Annotated in this window: 13 protein-coding genes; 8 read left to right on the top strand and 5 right to left on the bottom strand. The window is 33.5% G+C overall.

Going from position 1 to position 17,750, the window contains the following annotated elements; translation table 11 throughout:
* Nucleotides 1-300: IS3 family transposase (locus tag BN349_RS02775; protein ID WP_019240751.1), on the top strand; the 300-nt coding region annotated here is incomplete at its 5' end.
* Between the two features lie 46 nt (nucleotides 301-346).
* Here BN349_RS02775 and BN349_RS02770 read toward each other — a convergent pair.
* Together BN349_RS02770 and pruA are read right to left on the bottom strand one after the other, a co-directional pair.
* Nucleotides 347-1,261, bottom strand: coding sequence for a proline dehydrogenase family protein (locus BN349_RS02770; RefSeq protein ID WP_019240750.1), 915 nt, complete (start codon nucleotides 1,259-1,261; stop codon nucleotides 347-349).
* A gap of 95 nt (nucleotides 1,262-1,356) precedes the next feature.
* Complete coding sequence (gene pruA / locus BN349_RS02765; RefSeq protein WP_019240749.1) at nucleotides 1,357-2,925, bottom strand: L-glutamate gamma-semialdehyde dehydrogenase; 1,569 nt, start codon at nucleotides 2,923-2,925, stop codon at nucleotides 1,357-1,359.
* A gap of 204 nt (nucleotides 2,926-3,129) precedes the next feature.
* On the opposite strand from pruA, the gene BN349_RS23155 reads away from it, so the two are divergent.
* The 7 genes from BN349_RS23155 to BN349_RS02730 all read left to right on the top strand — a co-directional run bounded on the left by BN349_RS23155 (nucleotide 3,130) and on the right by BN349_RS02730 (nucleotide 14,410).
* Complete coding sequence (locus tag BN349_RS23155) at nucleotides 3,130-4,530, top strand: sigma-54 interaction domain-containing protein (RefSeq protein ID WP_019240748.1); 1,401 nt, start codon at nucleotides 3,130-3,132, stop codon at nucleotides 4,528-4,530.
* A 998-nt stretch (nucleotides 4,531-5,528) separates the two neighbouring features.
* A complete protein-coding gene (locus tag BN349_RS02755; RefSeq protein WP_019240747.1) occupies nucleotides 5,529-6,194 on the top strand; it encodes a biosynthetic peptidoglycan transglycosylase in 666 nt (221 codons plus the stop codon).
* Nucleotides 6,195-6,456: 262 nt separating this feature from the next.
* Complete coding sequence (locus BN349_RS02750) at nucleotides 6,457-7,215, top strand: TrmB family transcriptional regulator (protein WP_019240746.1); 759 nt, start codon at nucleotides 6,457-6,459, stop codon at nucleotides 7,213-7,215.
* Between the two features lie 114 nt (nucleotides 7,216-7,329).
* Nucleotides 7,330-8,505 (top strand): MFS transporter, encoded by a 1,176-nt coding sequence (locus tag BN349_RS02745; protein ID WP_019240745.1) that lies wholly within the window; start codon nucleotides 7,330-7,332, stop codon nucleotides 8,503-8,505.
* A gap of 1,427 nt (nucleotides 8,506-9,932) precedes the next feature.
* Entirely contained in the window at nucleotides 9,933-11,492 is a 1,560-nt protein-coding gene (locus tag BN349_RS02740) for an amidohydrolase (RefSeq protein WP_148335377.1), read from the top strand.
* An 841-nt stretch (nucleotides 11,493-12,333) separates the two neighbouring features.
* Nucleotides 12,334-14,109 carry a SulP family inorganic anion transporter gene (locus tag BN349_RS02735; protein ID WP_019240743.1) on the top strand — a complete coding sequence of 592 codons (1,776 nt, stop codon included), beginning with the start codon at nucleotides 12,334-12,336 and terminating at the stop codon, nucleotides 14,107-14,109.
* Nucleotides 14,084-14,410: an ArsR/SmtB family transcription factor gene (locus BN349_RS02730; RefSeq protein WP_019240742.1), complete on the top strand. Its 327-nt coding sequence runs from the start codon at nucleotides 14,084-14,086 to the stop codon at nucleotides 14,408-14,410. The genes BN349_RS02735 and BN349_RS02730 overlap by 26 nt, the downstream gene beginning before the upstream one ends.
* 67 nt (nucleotides 14,411-14,477) lie before the next feature.
* On the opposite strand, the gene BN349_RS02725 is transcribed toward BN349_RS02730, so the two are convergent.
* From BN349_RS02725 to BN349_RS02715, 3 genes are all read right to left on the bottom strand, one after another.
* Nucleotides 14,478-15,569, bottom strand: a complete 1,092-nt coding sequence (locus tag BN349_RS02725; protein ID WP_019240741.1) for an SH3 domain-containing protein — start codon at nucleotides 15,567-15,569, stop codon at nucleotides 14,478-14,480.
* Nucleotides 15,570-15,749: 180 nt separating this feature from the next.
* Nucleotides 15,750-17,150, bottom strand: coding sequence for an amino acid permease (locus BN349_RS02720; RefSeq protein WP_019240740.1), 1,401 nt, complete (start codon nucleotides 17,148-17,150; stop codon nucleotides 15,750-15,752).
* A gap of 241 nt (nucleotides 17,151-17,391) precedes the next feature.
* The gene (locus BN349_RS02715) at nucleotides 17,392-17,619 is read right to left on the bottom strand and encodes a hypothetical protein (RefSeq protein ID WP_019240739.1); all 228 of its coding nucleotides are present in this window, start codon (nucleotides 17,617-17,619) and stop codon (nucleotides 17,392-17,394) included.
* Nucleotides 17,620-17,750: the final 131 nt, after the last annotated feature.

The raw sequence follows: 17,750 nt of genomic DNA, 5'->3' as shown, positions 1-17,750 counted from the left end.
TATCATTCAGATCAAGGATGGCATTACCAGCACAACAAATGGATTCAAACATTAAAGCAGAATCATATTTTTCAGAGTATGTCTAGAAAAGCAACCTGTGCAGATAATGCGACAATGGAAAATTTCTTTGGGATTTTAAAACAAGAAATGTATTATGGAGAAGAATTAGTATCGTACGATGAGTTAAAACGAAAAATCGAAGCGTATATCGATTACTATAACAACAAACGCATTAAGCAGAAATTGGCTGGTTTAAGTCCCGTACAATACCGAACTCAAACCAGCCAATCAGCTGCGTAATAAAAACTCTAACTTTAAGGGGTCACTACCTGAGTAAACCTCTTTTTTATTTCCCAAATAATCCTTTTATAGCAAATGATACATTTTGTGGTCTCTCAGCTAGTCGACGCATAAAATAGCCAAACCAATCATCACCGAATGGAATATATACACGCATTTTGTAGCCCTCTTTAATCAATTTCAATTGCAAATCTGTTCTAAATCCATAGAGCATTTGGAATTCGAATTGTTCGTTTGGAATTTGATGCTCCGCTACGAATGTTTTTATGGCTGCAATTATTTCATGATCATGTGTGGCAATCGCAGTATAACTTCCGTTTAATAAGTGTGCTTGAATAATTTTTAAATAATTTGCATCTACTTCATCTTTCTTTTGATAAGCGACTTCAGGTGCTTCCTTATATGCACCCTTCACTAATCGAAGTGGAACTCCTTTTAAATCGCTTATATCTTGATTGGAACGAAATAAATAAGCTTGTATTACTGTCCCAACATTATTGAATTCTTGTCGAAGTTCATTTAATATATCAAGTGTCATTTGACAATGAGCATAATCTTCCATATCAATTCGAACAAAATTATTTGTTTTCTTGGCAGTCGCGACTATTTTTCTCATATTGTCTAAACAAAAATCTCGATTGATATCAAGACCAAGTTGCGTCATTTTCACAGATAAATTGCTATTTACTCCCGCTGCCGCAATAGCCTCTAGGGTTCGAATGTTATATTCTGTTGCTTCTATCGCTTCTTCTCGATTTGAGACAAATTCCCCTAAGTGATCTAGTGTACAAACTAAGCCTTTTGCATTTAGCTCCTGCACTTTACGAATCGCACTTTCAATCGTCATACCTGCCACTACCTGTGAAGCTCCAAAACGTAATCCTACTTTCTTTGCTGCTTTATTTAAAGGCTTATTTTGTGAAACAGACATAAAAAAGCTTTTGGATAGTTCCGCAAACATACCTTTCCCCTCCGTATGATCCCTAGTAATTAACCCCTATAATGCTAATCTATATACTTCATTTACTTTCTCTTTAACGACCATTCTTAAAATGCTTATAACATGATGCTCATTGTTTTTGCTTGCATATGAAGCATTAAGTAATCTGGTCCACCCGCTTTAGAATCAGTACCTGACATATTGAATCCACCAAATGGCTGATAACCAACTATTGCCCCTGTACAACCACGATTAAAATATAGATTCCCTACATGAAATTCTTTTTTTGCTTTTTCAATCAATTCCATGTTATTCGAGATGAATGCTCCTGTTAAACCATAATCTGTATTATTAGCAATCTTCATGCTATGTTCAAAATCTGTTGCTTTACAAAATGCAAGGACAGGCCCAAAAATTTCTTCCTGCATTAATCTTGATTTCTCATCAACATCAGCAAAAATCGTTGGGTGAATAAAATACCCTTTAGAATCATCTCCATTTCCCCCAACAACTAAGCGTCCCTCTTTTTTCCCTATTTCCATATAATTCATAATTTTATTGTAAGCAGCCTGATCAATAACTGGTCCCATATAAGTGCTACCATCAGCAGGATCGCCAACTACAAGAGATTCTGTTAAAGTAATCGCTTTCTCTAATACTTCATTATATACATCTTGATGAACAACTGCTCTTGAACCCGCCGAACATTTTTGTCCTGAAAAACCAAAGGCAGAGTACACAATAGATGCTGCTGCTAAATCAAGATCCGCTTCCTTATCAACAACAACTGTATCTTTTCCACCCATTTCAGCAATGACACGTTTAAGCCAAATTTGTCCCTCGTGAACTTTAGCAGCTCGTTCATAAATACGACAACCTACTTCTCGAGAGCCTGTAAATGATACAAAGCGAGTTTTCGGATGGTCTACTAAATAATCCCCAATTTCTGCTCCGCTACCTGGAATAAAGCTTAGTACTCCATCAGGAAGACCGGCGTCTTCTAACAGTTCTACAAATTTTGCTGCTACAACAGGCGTTGTATTAGCAGGTTTTAAAAGGATTGTATTACCAGCTACAATTGCAGCAATAGCCGTACCTGCCATAATAGCTAACGGAAAATTAAAAGGTGAAATAATAACTCCTACACCTAGTGGAATATAATTGAAAGAATTTTCTTCTCCCTCACGATTATTAACAGCTACCCCATCCTTCAATTTCAACATTTGTCGAGCATAATACTCAATGAAATCGATGGCTTCAGCTGTATCACCATCTGCTTCTTTCCACGGTTTTCCTGCTTCTTTCACTAAATAGCTAGAAAATTCGTGTTTTCTATTACGTAACAATGCTGCTGCACGAAATAAAATGGCTGCTCTCTCTTCTGGTGCTACATGCTTCCATGATTCAAATGTTTGTAGTGCTATACTCATCGCTTTTTCAGCATGTTCTTTATTCGCTTTCGAAACTGAACCAATCACTTCTTTAATATTTGCAGGGTTAACAGACGCTATTTTATCTTCTGTTATGATGCGCTCACTACCAATAACCAATGGATAATGCTGATTTAATTGTGTCCCTACATATGCTAATGATTCTTCAAAAGCTCTTTTATTTTCTTCTAACGAAAAATCTGTAAATGGCTCATGTTTGTATACTGGAATTTCTTGATTTAATGAAGTAGTCATTTTTATCTCTCCCTTTTACTAAAATTGACGATATTTATACTCTTATCAATGCAAAATTCGTGCCAAATTCCAAAAACAAGAAAAATTACTAATATTACGTAAATTATGTAGACATTCAGACCAATACTCTGTATCCTTTTAGATACAAAAGTGTCTACAGTGTGTTTTTTAATAGACAGAGTATACATTCATTGAGGTGATAATATGATTACTGAAAATTCATTTGCTAAAAATACTTTGCAAACATTGCTATCAGTAACAGATGAAGCGGTGACTGTAATTAATACTAATGAAGAAACTGTCTACTGGAATGAAGCTGCTGAAAAAACATATCACATAAAAAAAGAAGATATTATTGGTAAGAACATTAAAGAATTTTTTCATCAAGATGATTTAATGAATTTACAAGTGCTACAAACTCAACAAACAATAATTGATATGTATCATATTCCTAGACCGAATAAACATGTACTTATTAATGCCAAACCGATTTATAATGAAAATCACCAATTAATTGGGGCTATATCCATTGAAAAGGACATTACTACAACAATTAAATTAAATGAGCAGCTAACATCCACATCCAAAGAACTTCAACAATTGAAACAACAAATGAATCAAAGTAATTTAAATGATGCTTTCCAAAGCATTAAAGGGAATAATTCAACCATTCAGCAAATGATAGTAAATGCGAAAAAAGTAGCAAAAACAGATGCTTCCGTTCTCATTAATGGAGAAAGTGGCGTAGGGAAAGAGCTGTTTGCTCAAGCCATTCATAAAGAAAGTCTACGTCATAATCAACCATTTATCCCCATTAACTGTGGTGCGATTCCACACGCCTTATTTGAAAGTGAATTTTTTGGCTATGAAAGTGGGGCTTATACTGGAGCTTTAAAAAGCGGTAAACCTGGAAAAATAGAACTAGCGGATGGCGGTACTCTTTTCTTAGATGAAGTGGGCGAACTTCCTCTTGATATGCAGGTTAAATTACTACGTGTATTACAGGAAAAAGAACTTTATCGAATTGGCGGACAATCAGCAAAAAACGTTAATATCCGTATCATTGCCGCCACCAATCGTAATCTTGAACAAATGATCATTCAAGGATCTTTTCGAGCAGATTTATATTACCGCTTGAATGTTTTTTCTATAACCATTCCCCCATTGAGAGAACGAGTAGATGATATCCTATACTTAACTAACATCTTTTTAAAAGAGCTTTGTTTCACTTATCAAAAGCCTATTCCTAGCATCACTTTTGAAACAAAACAGGCTCTACAAGAATATTCATGGCCAGGAAACATTCGGGAGCTTCGAAATGTTATCGAACGTTTGGTCGTCCTTAATGAGCATAGTGAAATAACGCAAGTGGATCTCTCGCATGTAACACATTACACCCGTAAGAACACAGCAACAGTTTCATTTCAAATTTCCACTTTATCAGATGAAAAAAAACATTTAGAAAAGGAACGTATCGTGCAAATGCTAAAGGAGACATACGGAAACAAGAGTTTAACTGCCAAAAAGTTGGGGATGTCTCGTGCTAATTTATATAAAAAAATGAAAAAGTACGAAATCGACACAAATTCAAATAAATTTTTTTAAAAAGATGATTACTTTTTTGTAAGGCGGGTATAGATAAGTGACGAGGTAATAAAACATCTCGTCATAGCATTTACGGTGGTTGGTTGCTACTAAATGGAGATACATCAAGAAACATAGCTTATGATGATTTCTACCATCGGTATCAATTTACAAGGTTCTTTTCGATACCTTGTAAAGAATCACAGGTAATAAGCAAGGATGTCATTTATAAAGTTGATACATCACAATTTTTTAAAAGATAAAGAAATTAGAAGAACTACCATTTTATTTACGAAATGAATGAAATCGAATAGTGACTCGAAGATCTTTTGATTTTAATAATTGTGTAAGTGTTAACGAATAAAGGCATACCCTAACAAGATTATTTAATGCTTAACTAAAAACTCGCTCCTTTACAAAGCAAAATGTTGGTATAAGGATAGTATCTTGTTAGACTTCCATTTCAAAAAACGTAAGTAAATGAGGGGATTAGGAAGAAAGCTTAGATTCCATAGGGGTGTTTCATATAATTATTTTAAAAATGGAATGACTAGTTATTCTAACTAACTTCCATTTAAGTACAATATGATTAAATGAAATGGGATTGTACCACAGTTAAATAATAGTTTGTTTATAAAATGAAACGTATTATGTAATTCATGCAACCTACCACCATCTTATTTACTTTTTCACTCAAAAACCCTTACAATTATGTAAGGGTTTTGTCATGTTTATCGATAGCATTAACAGATACATTCCCATAAAATGATTGCATAGTATCCATGTTTTTAGGAATTGGCTAATTCACATACTTTGTTGCTTATAGACAAGTTATAAGCTGAGTTGAATACTGCTTCAGGCGGTTCGCTTTTCGCAGGAGTCTCGCTTCTTATGATCCAATCGACCTTAATTTGTACATCGTAACAGAAGTGAGGTATTACTTTTAACATTACTATGTATTTCAAATACGATTATCGGTAAAATAATGAAAAATAAACCAACTATAAGAGGTTAAATCGATGAAAAAACTAATCATGAAAGTCATCAAGCTGATCTTATTTATATGTATTCTTTGTCTCGTTATTGCCCTCGCGTTAGGTTATAACAAGTATAAAAGTGCAATAAATGAAATAAATTTAACAGATAAAGTGGATTCTATTAGAGACAGTACTCACTATAAATCATTAGACGAAATAAACCCCGTATTTCTTGAAGCAATTGTGGCAATTGAAGATCATCGTTTTTATGAGCATGGTCCTATTGATTTTATCTCTTTAGTACGTGCTACAATTGTCAATACGCTACAAAAAGATATCGTTCAAGGGGGTAGTACATTAACGCAACAAGTAGCTAAAAATCTCTACTTCAGTAACGATCAAAGCTACATACGAAAAGTAGCAGAAATGTTTGTAGCACGCGATTTAGAAAAGCATTATAGCAAGGATGAAGTATTAGAACTATATGTAAACATCATCTATTATGGAGATGGAAATTACGGAATTAAAGAAGCTAGTCAAAATTACTTTAATAAACAACCCATTGACCTTAGCTATGACGAAGCAACCTTATTAGCAGGCTTACCTCAATCTCCAAGCTCTTACGCCTTAAGCAAACATTATGATCGAGCGAAAGAAAGACAACAAGAAGTGATAAATGCATTAAAGAAATACAGTAAATCAGAATGAAATATAGGAACGCATATCATTTATTCTCGAAAAAGTGGCGATAAACACGCCACTTTTTTTGCTGTTCTCTAATCAATTTATCAACCTGCTTACTTGTGTATTTATCAAAAGATATTTATGATAAACCCTATAAAGTAAAATAACCATCAGATATTGATGGTAACTGAAATTATGTCCTTTTTAATTGTAATTGATTCAACTACAGTCAGAGCTGAGATTATTACATTACATTTATCGAAACAAGATTCAAAATGGAGGATTTATGTTAAAAGAATTCGGTTTTTCCCAATATGAAAGTAAAGTATACGAAGTGCTTGTCTCAAGTGAACAACCATTGGAGATTGCATTAATTTCCAAACATTCACATGTACCAAAAACAAAAATTTATGAAGTATTAGCAAAAATGATCGACAAAGGTATGATCATGGAGGCCATTTCAGAAAAGAAAAAAATGTACAGTGCTCTGCCCTTAGATCTAGCGGTCGAAAGATTAACTGCTCAATTCCAACAAAACATTGCAAAATTTAAAGAAAGTACATCTAAAAAAACATTTTCAGATGATCGAGTATGGAGCTTTAAAATGCAAGCATCCATCCAGGCTCAAAATAAAAAATTGATTAAAGATGCACAAACAGCGATAACGATATCTGCATGGAATGATGATTTCCTAGCGTATCTCCCTTTACTAGAAGAAAAAGAGAAGCAAGGTATTAAAGTGAAAGCACATGTTGTAGGGAAAATATCTTCTAATTTAGCTAATTTAAACTATTTCATTCCTACTGAAGAAGATATTTTCTTAGAACGCTTTCAACTAGTTATTGTGGATCATAAAGAAATGATTTTCGCTACTGTTGAAGATCAATCATGGCAGGCGATTCGAACATTATCTCAACCTTTTGTTAAGTTTTTTACTGAATTCTTCAATCATGATGTTGCTATTACAAAAATCATCGATAAATACTACGATACGTTAATGTCTGATCCTGAGATTAAAAGCATTGTCACAAAGTTACGATACTAAGTTTTTGACAAAAAACGTAAAAATAATCTTGCTAATCTCTCATTCTTCGGTTAATCTGTTATAGTCGGTTTTTTACCACAACAGTGGTAAAAAACGAAAGGAGCGGATTAATAAATGAATTTTAGAGTATATATATTAGCTATTTCCGTATTTGTAGTCGGAATGGTCGAATTAGTAGTTGGAGGAATTTTACCATTAATTTCTGAAGACTTACATGTGACAGTAAGTGCTGCAGGACAACTAATTACCATATTTGCCTTAGTATTAGCCATTGCTGGTCCTACCCTTTTGGCACTTACAGCTAAGATTGAAAGGAAACGATTGTATCTTTTATCATTACTTGTTTTCTTTATTGGAAATATCTTATCTTTCTTAAGTCCAAATTTTACAATGCTTATACTAGCTCGTATTTTTACAGCTACCAGTGCTGCATTATTGATTATTCTTTCTCTAACTATTGCAGCTAAAATTGTTAAACCAACATATCAAGCTAGAGCAATTGGTCTTATTTCTATGGGAATTAGCGCTTCGCTTGTATTAGGTGTACCAATTGGTGTACTTATTGGTGACAAATTTGGATGGCGTATTATCTTTTTACTAATCGCCATTTTAACACTCGTTTCAATGATTGTTATTTATCGTTTTATCGATGAATTGCCACCAGAAAACTCAATTCCATTAAGACAGCAATTCGCATCATTAAAGAGTGGAAAAATCATAAGTGCCCATTTGGTTACCGTATTAGTTTTAGCTGGGCATTATATTTTGTACGCGTACTTCACTCCCTTTTTGCAATCTACTCTCCAGTTAAGTGCAACATGGATTAGTATTGCTTATTTCGTTTTTGGTGTTGCAGCAGTATGTGGAGGAGGCGTCGGCGGATTTTTTGCAGATCGTATTGGAACAAAGAAAAGCATCCTTATTTTTGTTGGTACATTTGCCATTATTTTATTCCTATTGCCATTCTCTACTCACATTCCATTATTATTCCCTATTGCATTAATTATTTGGGGAATGCTAAGCTGGGCTCTATCCCCAGCCCAACAGAGTTACTTAATACAAACAGCACCAGAATCAGCAGGTATTCAGCAAAGTTTTAATAACTCGGCTCTTCAGCTAGGAATTGCATTAGGGTCCGGCATTGGTGGAATGACAATCGAGAAGTTCCCAGTATCATATAATGCTTGGTTCGGAGGTATTATCGTAGTTATTGCCTTTATTTGCGCTGTATATTCTATTACAAGACCTGCCTTGTCTGATGCTAAACAAGCACAAGCAAAAGTCAGCTAAACATACTTTTTTTAATACAATTCTAAGCGTAGAGTCTGTCTAAAAAGAGAATGAAAATCCCTTTTTAGACAGACTCTTTTTGATTTGATACGGCAGGCAAGTAATATGGATGATTCACGTTGTATTTAGAGATATATCTTATCCATTATATCTTTTTCTTTCTAAATAACTGTTTATGTAATCTTTAATGTCTATGAACAAGAAGTGAGTATACGTTAACTTAAATTCTCCTCGACTTTCCCTTGTCAGGAAATCAGCCTACTTGGTATATTGCTACTGTAATTCTCCCTTACCCCACTGTCTTCACTGCAGTATGCGCCTTCCGCTCCAAACATCCACTAATTTTATTCATCGAACAATTTAAATAACAACCATCTTTTCGTACATCCTTCTAAATTTTAGGCTGGTTTCTAAAAGATTGTTGTTTTTGGATTCATTTTTTGAAAATACTCTGTTGAAAAAGAAGTTGAATAGAGCGTAAGGTGCGAGACTCCTGCGGGAGCAGCGGGACAGGTGAGATCCCACAGGTGCTTGCACCGAGGAGGCTCACCGCCCGCCCCGCGGAAAGCGAGCAACCTGAAGCAGTTTAAAATCGACACTCACAGTTTGTTCATTAGCAACAAAGTTTACGAATACAGCCAAATTTAAAAAATAAAATGGTAAAAAAGGATTAATACTCATTATAGAGGGTATATAAAAGTAACGAGATAATAAACCATCTCGTTGAAAGAACCACGGTGGTTGGTTGCTTAAGAATTATGAAGAACAACTAATGAAATTTTCTACGGTTGTACTTCTTAGACTGAATTCTGTACAGCCTTGTTATTTCCGATTTTCAAATGCTATATCGCATGTTTCGAAAAAGCATATATGTTTAATTTTCTTATTTTACTAGACCTTATATGACATGCTATTAAACTTACAGTTGTTATATGAAGCCAAGTAATAGAAATAAACAACGTATATGGAATTGAAGAACAGTTCATCTTAGATTGGTTATTTCATTAAATATGAAAGCAGAAAATATCTACTTCATTTCCAAATGATCAAACACATAATAGTTCTAGAAAACACAGGGAAAAAACAATAGATATTTCCTTTCTAACACAAAAACAACCTTCAAATGAAAATGCGATTATTTGATTAAAACGGATATTCAACGTAGTGTAAAAAATTTACTTCGACTATCAAGCAGCCTACCACCTAAACTTAACATGTAAAATTTTTAAATTATATATCTGAATTTGAGGTCATCCATTGGATGACCTCAAATTTTATCTTATTTTTTATACTCATCTCAAAAGTTTGTCTTTAGCCATAATGATTGAATAGTATTTAAACAAAAGCTGAATACTTACACTATATTCACAATGGAAGGAGATTACTTATGAAAGAAACCATTTTTTTAAACGGTTGATATTATCACAATGGAAGATAATATGTATGCAGAAGCTCTCTTCATAAAGAACGGATTAATCTATAAAGTAGGAACAAAAGAAGATGTCTTTCTTTATAAAAGCGCTAATACTGAAATAATTGATTTAAACGGAAAAACGCTTATGCCTGCATTTGTTGACGCACATAGTCATATTACTGCATTTGCTAATACTCTAAGATTAGTACCATTGAATGAAGCTCAAAGTATACAAGATGTGATAAAGAGACTTCAAGCGTTTAAAAAAACAAAAAAATTGGTTTCTGGAGAATGGATTATAGGATTTGGCTATGATCAGAATAATTTCCTGGGAAAACATATTCTGACAAAAAATGATTTAGATCAAGTTTCTACTGTAAACCCTATAATAATCTCTCATGCTTCCGGGCACATGGGTGTTGTTAATTCCCTCGGACTACAAAAACTAAATATTAATAAGGAAACACCTAATCCTGATGGCGGACGAATTGGCAGAATCAAAGAAAGTGACGAACCTAATGGTTATTTAGAAGAAAATGCTTTCATCCACAATTCAAGCAAAATCCCTCAGCCCTCACAAGAAAAAATGTTACAGCTATTAGATGAAGCTCAAAATATTTATTTCAGTTATGGTATTACAACCGCTCAAGATGGCATGGTAAATAACAATGAAGATCAATTATTAAAAGCGATGTCCGATCAAAAACGATTAAGAATTGATGTTGTCGGTTATATTGATTTAAAAAACAGCAAAGATATCATTCAAGACCGTAAGGCGTATATCGGTCAATATGTTAATCATTATAAAATAGGCGGATATAAAATTTTTCTCGATGGTTCTCCACAAGGAAGAACAGCCTGGCTGTCTGAGCCTTATGAAAACGCGACAGATAACTATTGTGGTTACCCAGTTTATAAAGATTCAGAGGTTGAACAATTTATTGAAACCGCCTTAAATGAAGAAATGCAATTATTAGCACATTGTAATGGTGATGCTGCAGCAGAACAGCTCATTACATGTTTTGAAAAAAAATTAAAAGAGCATTCCTCAATAAAAGATATTCGCCCAGTGATGATTCATGCACAAACAGTTCGGTATGATCAACTCGACAAAATGAAAAAAATACACATGATTCCTTCTTTTTTTATCAACCATACCTATTATTGGGGAGATGTACATATACAAAATCTAGGTTTAGAAAGAGCTGAGCGTATTAGTCCAGTCCAAACTACGATAAAAAAAGGCATTACTTATACTTTACATCAAGACACACCTGTTGTTCCCCCAGATATGTTTCATTCCATCTGGTGTGCTGTCAATAGAATAACGAAAAAAGGCATTACTCTTGGAAAAAATGAAAAGATCTCTCCATTAGATGCCATTAAAGGTGTAACCCAAAATAGTGCTTATCAATATTTCGAAGAAAACGAAAAGGGATCTATTAAAGAAGGTAAACAAGCTAATTTCATTATTATTGATAGTAATCCTCTAACAATAGAACCAATGAAGATTAAGGATATACAAGTATTAGAAACAATAAAAAATGGTATTTCTGTTTATAAAAAATGGTAATTCTTTATAAAAGGCTATTTTAAAATATTTTGTTGCCTATGAACCAGTAGTGAATATGGGTTTACTTAAATTCCGCTTCAAGATGTTGCTTTTACTCGGGGCGGGTAGTGAACATACTCGGTATATAATGCCTTTGGGGTCTCACCTGTCTGCCAATCCCACAGGAGTTTCGCACCTTACGCTCCACTTAAACTCTTCATTCTCATATTATTCACTGAACATATAAAAAAACTTTTTAAAAACAACCTTATTAAAAAGGATTACATTTTTATAAAATGGGTATATATCAAATGACGAGGCAGTAATAAGATTCTCGTCAAAGAATTTGGTGGCTGGTTACTTTGATATAAATTGTGAAAAGCAAAAGATGAACGAACCTTTTATTTCAAGAAATGACTTTGTAGTGAGATTGTTCAATATGATGTATAACCATCATAAGAATAAATTAACACTAGGCTAAGAAATGAAATAAGATTTGAAAGTGAAGTGAGTCAAACTAATTTTTCACGATTTTAAAGTACGAGTACATGAATGAACACACAAGTATCCATCAACAAACCAAAACATGACTTTGTAGAACGAAAGAAAACATAAGAAAACTTGATTGTTATAATGAGTAGAACATTTACTACTAATGAGGTAAAGTAACCTACCACCATATAGGAATACACGAAAAAGAGTGCTAAACAAAGCCATTGTTTAACACTCTTTTTTCATTAGTATAAAGTTTATTATCTGTAATAAAAAATTCATATTATTATATTGAAAAAACATAAAAACTGGAGTAATATTTGTATGTTCAAATATTTGAATATACAAATATATAGGAGATGATTCACCATTGTTTGCCGATTGGTTTAACAATTATTCTGTAGAAAAATTCAAAAAAGATTTATTATCTGGAGTTATTGTCGGTGTCATTGCAATCCCTCTTGGTATGGCCTTTGCTATAGCTTCAGGCGTGAAACCAGAATACGGTATATACACAACTATTATTGCAGGTATACTCGTATCACTCTTCGGTGGTTCCCGTTTTCAAATATCAGGTCCGACCGGTGCCTTCATACCACTCCTATTTGGGATTGTCGCTACTTATGGTTATGATGGATTATTGATAGCAGGATTCATGGCTGGTATTATGCTTGTACTAATGGGTGTATTCAAATTAGGTGTTCTTATTAAGTATATACCTCGTCCCGTTACCATTGGTTTTACAGCTGGTATTGCAGTAACCATTTTCATCGGGCAAGTATCTAAATTCCTAGGTTTAGACGGCGTAGCTAGTAAAGAATATTTTCACGAGAATCTTCATGAAATAATAACTCATTTTTCGACGATAGATTTTTTTAGCATTATAACTGCACTTATATGTTTACTAACTATTATACTTACACCAAAATTCGCTCCTAAAATCCCAGCAGCTATTATCGGGATTATATTTTCAACCGTCATTGCAACGATCTTTTTCCCTGATAAAGTGGCAACTATAGGGTCAGCATATGGAACGATACCAAGTACATTACCTAAATTTTCATTTTTTGACGTCAATTTATCTCAAATTATTGAATTAATTCGCCCAGCATTCACTATAGCTATGCTATGTGCAATAGAATCGTTATTATCTGCTGTTGTCGCAGACGGTATGACAAACACAAGACATAACAGTAATAAAGAACTCATTGGACAAGGTATCGCCAATATGATTACTCCACTTTTTGGTGGTATACCCGCTACAGGGGCTATTGCTAGAACAGCAACGAATATTAAAACTGGAGCACAAACTCGTGTAGCGGGTGTAATCCATGGTATTGTTGTGCTTCTCACTTTAATTATTCTTGCTCCATACGCTTCCATGATTCCATTGGCAAGTTTAGCACCAGTTCTCATGGTAGTTGCATGGAATATGAGTGAACGTAAGGAATTCATCCACATTTTAAAAACAAAAACTGGAGATTCCATCGTCCTTATGTTAACTTTCGTTTTAACTGTTTTTGTAAACTTAACTGTAGCAGTTGAAGTCGGACTGTTACTAGCTGTTATTCTTTTTGCAAAACGAATGAGTGAGGTCTTTAAGGTTCACCACGTTTTGCCAGACATAAATAAAAAAGGTGGCAAAATAAGCCCTAATGCTGTAACCGACTCACACTATTGCCCACAAATTAGTATGTTTGATGTAGAAGGATCTCTTTTCTTTGGGGCAGCTGAAACATTCGTCTATTATGTATTAGACTCGATACATTTACATCCTAAGGTTGTTATTTTGAAAATGAATAAACTCATTCATTTAGATACGACAGGTGAAAACAACTTAAAAAGTATTATTTCACAGCTGAAAAAAAATGACTGCCAAGTTTTAATAGCTGGATTGCATGGTCAGCCATTAGAAATTGTTAAATTAACAGGACTTTATAACGAGATTGGTAAACAGCACTTCTTCCATGATACAAACAAAGCAATCCATTATGGAATTTCACTGATTTCCAATGAAACTTGTCATAATTGTAGACATTTCGCTTTTAAAGAATGTAAAAAACTTTCTTGTGTTACTATTAAATCAGAACAATCAGCAGGAAAAATAATGGAGGATCAAAATGAATACGGAGATGCAGCAATTTAAAGCCGATTTCTTTAAAGCCTTATCACATCCCCTACGCATTCGCATTCTAGAATTGCTATCAGAAGGAGAAAAAAATGTGAATGAGCTTCAAAATCTATTAGGTATTGAAGGTTCCTCAGTTTCTCAACAGCTAATGATTTTACGTGGAAAAAATATTGTCACAGGAAAAAAAGAAGGTAACAAGGTCGTTTACTCATTGAGAGATCCATTAATCATCGATCTTCTAAATGTTGCCAAGAAGATATTTAATAATCATCTAATCGATACAATTAACCTATTAGATTCTGTTAGAGAATCATAAGTATGCTTCTAATTTGAGAAAAGGCATGTGATCCGTAAAAAACTCTTACGGTCAGCATGCCTTTTTCTTATTTATATACAGAAGCTGGTACGTTAATTTGTGGAATCCCTGTTGCATATGGTGCAATATCATATAATTGGTATAGCAGTTTAATCCCATTATCTGTATAAACATATTGAGTATTATTATTTACAACAACATCGCTTAACTTTGTTACTGAATAACCAGCTTTATTCTTTAAGTTTTTATACACATAATTGCGAATATTTGAATATTTACTATTAGCTTTAACTACATTATTTAAAGAAATTAAATTTCCCGTTTTCAAGTTAAAGTTAAAAGTTTTAACAGTTGTAAATGGAAGTGAATCTCCTTCCATCTCATACGAATAAAATTCGATACTTAATATATTATTTTTGTTGTAGCTCACTTTATAGGTTGTGTTATATAAGTAGATAGGTTCATATCCATATTGATTAAGAATATGCTTTTGATTTTCTAAGCCCTTTTGTAATACTTTATTTGCAATCAATACTTCGTTTTTCATTGTGCTATTAATTTTGTCTTGAGCAGATTTTGTTTGTAGACCCGAGATCTGTGGATATTCCAATCCGCTTGTATAAACGCTTTTATTAACAGCCATTTTAGGAGTGGTTGAAGTAGTAAAACTTAAGTATTGCGTTGCTACATAAGCTTTTTTATTATTAAATATTATTTGTGACCAACCACCTGCCATTTTTGCTAAAACGTTAACTTGAGTGCCTTTCTTCAAAGAACCTACTATTTTTCCTGAAGGACTAGCAGCACTTCTAACATTCAATGGATTCGCTGTTACCGTAGCTTTCATGCTTGTCGACGGCTTAGTTGCCGGCTTAGAAAAACTCAAATACTGAGTTGCGACATAAGCTTTTTTATTTTTGAAAATGATTTGTGACCAACCATTTTTCGTATTCGTAACCACTTGTATTTTCGTACCTTTTGCTAATGATCCAACTACTTTTGAAGTGGTACTTGCTTCACTTCTAACATTTAATGGATTCGCTGTTACGGTCGCTGTCGATGTTGTTGCCGCATTCACTGACTGCTTCATATCCACACTCAAGAATACTAATGATAGAGCAAGGAAAGCTACAATACTTAATCGAAATGCCTTTTTCATTATTTTTCCTCCATAGTAATATTTTCTAGTAAACTATATTTCATTTTCGAAACGTTTACAATATCAATTCTGATAGAAAGAAAAAAATTGAACTATACTACTATATTAACAGTATGGCCTATATGGAACCTTAGTACTAAAAACAAACAGATGCGGAAAAATCCACATCTGTTTGAACCATTATTCATTTAGTTTAGAATGCTTACGGGAATAACTAAAGTAGATTACAAATCCAATAGCTAGCCAAATGATAAAACGAATCCATGTTCCTTGTGGTAATTGAAGCATTAAGAAACCACAAAACAATATTGCTAGAATTGGAATAACTGGGACCCATGGACACTTAAAAGCTCTCTTCAAATTAGGCTTTGTTTTTCTCATAACAATAACTGCAACAGAAATGAGAACAAAAGCAGAGAGCGTCCCGATATTTACTAACTCAGCAAGATTATCTAACGATATAAATCCTCCAAGAAAAGCCGCCAATATTCCAAATATCCATGTACCAACATATGGAGTTTGGTGTTTTTTATGTACTTTAGAAAAGGCTTTTGGAATCAAGCCATCACGAGACATAGAATACATAATTCTTGTTTGTCCATATAACAGAACAAGCATTACAGTTGTCATACCTAATACCGCACCAACAGAAATAATTCCTGCAATCCAATTTTGGTCAGCCATTTGTAGAACGAGTGCTACAGGACGATCGATAGCTTGTTCAAATTGTGGGAATGGTACAACTCCAGCCATTACCAAAGTAACTACTACATACAAAACTCCACAAATCGCTAAGGCACTAATTATTCCTCGTGGTATATCTTTACCTGGATTTTTTGTTTCTTCTGCAGCTGATGCAACGGCATCAAATCCCACAAAGGCAAAAAAGACTAGAGCAGCAGCCTGAAATACTCCCTCAAATCCAAATGGTAAAAAAGGCACCCAGTTTTCTGGTTTAACGTAGAACATAGATACAATTACAAACAAAAGTACGATAGACACTTTCAAAATAACCAATATGTTATTCACACGTTTTGACTCTTTTATCCCCATAGATAGTAAAAAAGTAATAGCTAGTACAATTAAAACAGCGGGTAAATTAAAATAAGTGGTTGTTCCTTCAATTGTTCCAGGAGCAGCTGTTAGCTCTATAGGCAACTGAAGACCAATTCCACTTAAAAACGATTGAAAATATCCAGACCAACCTACAGAAACAGCACTAACTGCTAATAAATACTCTAATATTAAATCCCATCCAATAATCCAGGCAAACAATTCACCAAGTGTAGCATAAGTATACGTATACACTGAACCTGATATCGGTACTGTTGAAGCAAATTCTGCATACGATAGTGCAGAGAATAAACAAGCCAACGCTGCGATGACAAATGAGATTGATAATCCTGGGCCAGCCATTAATGCCCCTTTGCCAGTTAATACAAAAATTCCTGTACCTATAACCGCTCCAATCCCTAAAAATGTTAAATCCCAACTTCCTAGCTCACGTTTTAATGAACTATTACTTGAAGCGGATTGTAACATGCTTTCAATAGATTTTGTTCTAAATAAACTCCCCTTCAAAATAAACTCCTCCTTGATGTACCTTCACCGATGAATGACTGGAATATTCTGAATAATCAAACATAAATTAAAGTTCAGATATCTATTTTAAAAAAATTTTATCAACTAGTCAATTATTTCTTTCTTTAAAGATTTTCTTATAACAAATCATTATAAACCAAAAGTTTAATTTTATCTCTTAACAAATAGAAACAACATGTTTTATTTTATCAATATAAAAACCGCTTTACATATTCATCTTTTAACTAGTAATGATTTTTAAGTACTCCTCACTCACCTTCATATATAATTGAGTGATATCTTTCGTACGACAAGTATCATTTTTTATTAACCTTGTTATAAGAGGATGAATCTTTTGTTTAAATTCTTTTGACATATTTTTCTGTAAATCCGCATCAAATTGATTTTTTGTTACAATATAATCAATACAAATGAGCATTGCCTTTAATTCTTCTTCTGTTAACTTCATTTACTCAACCTCAATTCTATTTAAATCCATTAAAAAGATACCTTAATTAATATTTATTAAAGTCAGCCTATGAAATATTACTAAAATGAAATTCTATATTGATCTTTTAAGAGAAATATAGCAAACAAAAA

The organism is Bacillus sp. AP8, assembly GCF_000321185.1.
GTDB lineage: Bacteria > Bacillota > Bacilli > Bacillales > DSM-1321 > Bacillus_AD > Bacillus_AD massilioanorexius.
Note: the sequence above shows the minus strand (reverse complement) of the source record. Positions and strands in the feature narration are given on the sequence as shown.

What these genes read in the sequence shown, in the direction of transcription:
- BN349_RS02770 (WP_019240750.1), bottom strand. Translation starts at nt 1,261, where the DNA reads ATGTTTGCGGAACTATCCAAAAGCTTTTTTATGTCTGTTTCACAAAAT.
- pruA (WP_019240749.1), bottom strand. Translation starts at nt 2,925, where the DNA reads ATGACTACTTCATTAAATCAAGAAATTCCAGTATACAAACATGAGCCA.
- BN349_RS23155 (WP_019240748.1), top strand. Translation starts at nt 3,130, where the DNA reads ATGATTACTGAAAATTCATTTGCTAAAAATACTTTGCAAACATTGCTA.
- BN349_RS02755 (WP_019240747.1), top strand. Translation starts at nt 5,529, where the DNA reads ATGAAAAAACTAATCATGAAAGTCATCAAGCTGATCTTATTTATATGT.
- BN349_RS02750 (WP_019240746.1), top strand. Translation starts at nt 6,457, where the DNA reads ATGTTAAAAGAATTCGGTTTTTCCCAATATGAAAGTAAAGTATACGAA.
- BN349_RS02745 (WP_019240745.1), top strand. Translation starts at nt 7,330, where the DNA reads ATGAATTTTAGAGTATATATATTAGCTATTTCCGTATTTGTAGTCGGA.
- BN349_RS02740 (WP_148335377.1), top strand. Translation starts at nt 9,933, where the DNA reads ATGGAAGATAATATGTATGCAGAAGCTCTCTTCATAAAGAACGGATTA.
- BN349_RS02730 (WP_019240742.1), top strand. Translation starts at nt 14,084, where the DNA reads ATGAATACGGAGATGCAGCAATTTAAAGCCGATTTCTTTAAAGCCTTA.
- BN349_RS02725 (WP_019240741.1), bottom strand. Translation starts at nt 15,569, where the DNA reads ATGAAAAAGGCATTTCGATTAAGTATTGTAGCTTTCCTTGCTCTATCA.
- BN349_RS02715 (WP_019240739.1), bottom strand. Translation starts at nt 17,619, where the DNA reads ATGAAGTTAACAGAAGAAGAATTAAAGGCAATGCTCATTTGTATTGAT.